The 1,636-nt window shown below is 70.5% G+C and carries 2 protein-coding genes; both read right to left on the bottom strand.

Annotation, left to right across the window (positions count from 1 at the left end; genetic code table 11):
* Positions 1 to 674: family 43 glycosylhydrolase (locus QN345_RS18785; RefSeq protein WP_323509078.1), on the bottom strand; the 674-nt coding region annotated here is incomplete at its 3' end.
* The coding region (locus QN345_RS18780) for a glycoside hydrolase family 3 protein (protein ID WP_323509077.1) at positions 671 to 1,636 on the bottom strand (966 nt) is incomplete at its 5' end. The genes QN345_RS18785 and QN345_RS18780, both read right to left, overlap by 4 nt.

Here is a 1,636-nt window from a genome sequence, read left to right as displayed (position 1 = left end):
GTGAAGGGGCCGGACGGTGAGGTGCCGCGGGCGATGCTGATGCCGTGGCCGCGTTCGGTGCCGCCCTCGGCGATCATCAGGTACCAGTAGCCGCCGTGCCGGTAGAGGTGGGGCGCCTCGGGGAATTTGAGGCCGGTGCCCGACCAGAGCGAGATCGGTTCGCTGAGCCGCGCCCCGGTCTCGAGGTCGACCGTGACCTGCAGGATGCCGCCGTGCTCCCCTGGCGGGTTCCCGGACGTGGTGTCCAGGCCCGAATAGGTGATGTGCGCGACGCCATCGTCCGACCAGGCCAGGTCGGAGTCGATGCCGTGCACGCCGTCGACGATGGTGCCGTCGCTCCAGGGCCCGGCCGGGTCCGTGGCGGTGAAGATCAGCATGCCGCGACCCATCGCATCCGTCACGACGACGTAGAACAGACCGTCGCGGAAGCGGATGGTCGGGGCACAGGCCCCGCCGAGGGTCGGGACGTGCGCGGAGGCGAGCTGCCCCGGCCGTTCGACGACGTTGCCGACCTGGGTCCAGGTCACGAGGTCGCGGCTGTGGAAGACCGGGATTCCGGGCAGGTACTCGAAGGTCGAGTTGGCGAGGTAGTAGTCCTCGCCGACCTTGACGACGCTCGGGTCGGGGTAGAAGCCCGCGATCAGCGGGTTCGGGTAGCGGGTCACGGCGCTCATCGAACCGTCACCGTCGCTCCGAGCGGGAGCGCCGAAACGCTCGTGCCGGCCTCGAGCCGGAAGTCCCCCGGTTCGAAGTGCCAGCCGTCCTGCCAGTCCGCGAAGGCGCGGGCCGGCACCAGGATGCTGGCCACCACACTCTCCCCCGCCTCGGCGTGCACGGCGGCGAAGCCCACAAGCCAGCGCACCGGCCGGTCGATGGCCGATTCCGCACGGGAGGCGTAGACCTGCACGACCTGTTTGCCTGCCCTGTCGCCGGTGTTGGTGAGACCGACGGTCACCGCGACGGTGTCGGCGCCGTTCTCCTCCGGAGCGACGTAGAGCCGGTCGAGAGTGAGGACGTCGAGGGTCCACTCGGTGTAGCCGAGACCGTGGCCGAACTCGTACGCCGGCTCGGTGCCGGCCTTGAGCCAGGCGCGGTAGCCGATGTGGATGCCCTCGTCGTAGCGCACGACGCCGTCGACGGGGGTCACGTCGAACACCGGGACATCCTCGAGAGTCACCGGCCAGGTGGTGGGCAGGCGCCCGCCCGGCTCGGACTCGCCGAGCAGAATTGCGGCGACGGCGTCGCCGTATTCCTGGCCGCCGAACCAACTGAGCAGCACGGCGGAGACGTCGTTTCGCCACGGCATCAGCACGGGTGAGCCCGCGTTGACCACGACGACGGTGCGCGGGTTGGCCGCGGCGACGGCGCGGACGAGCTCGTCCTGGCGTCCGGGGAGGTCGAGCGAGGTGCGGTCGAAGCCCTCCGACTCGACCTTGGAGTTGGTGCCGACCACGAGCACGACAACGTCGGCGGCCGCAGCGGCGGCGGCGGCTTCCTCGATGAGCGCTTCGGGGTGGGACAGGTCGGGCTCGATGCCGACCGTGATCGCGAGCGCTCCGCCGAGGAAGTCGGGGACGACGTCGTACTCGATCTTCACGTCGATCGGCACGCCGGCCTCGACCGCGAGGTCGACGGT

The sequence above is a fragment of the Cryobacterium sp. 10I1 genome (assembly GCF_035019805.1).
Lineage (GTDB): Bacteria > Actinomycetota > Actinomycetes > Actinomycetales > Microbacteriaceae > Cryobacterium > Cryobacterium glucosi.
This window is presented reverse-complemented; position numbering and strand designations above follow the sequence as displayed.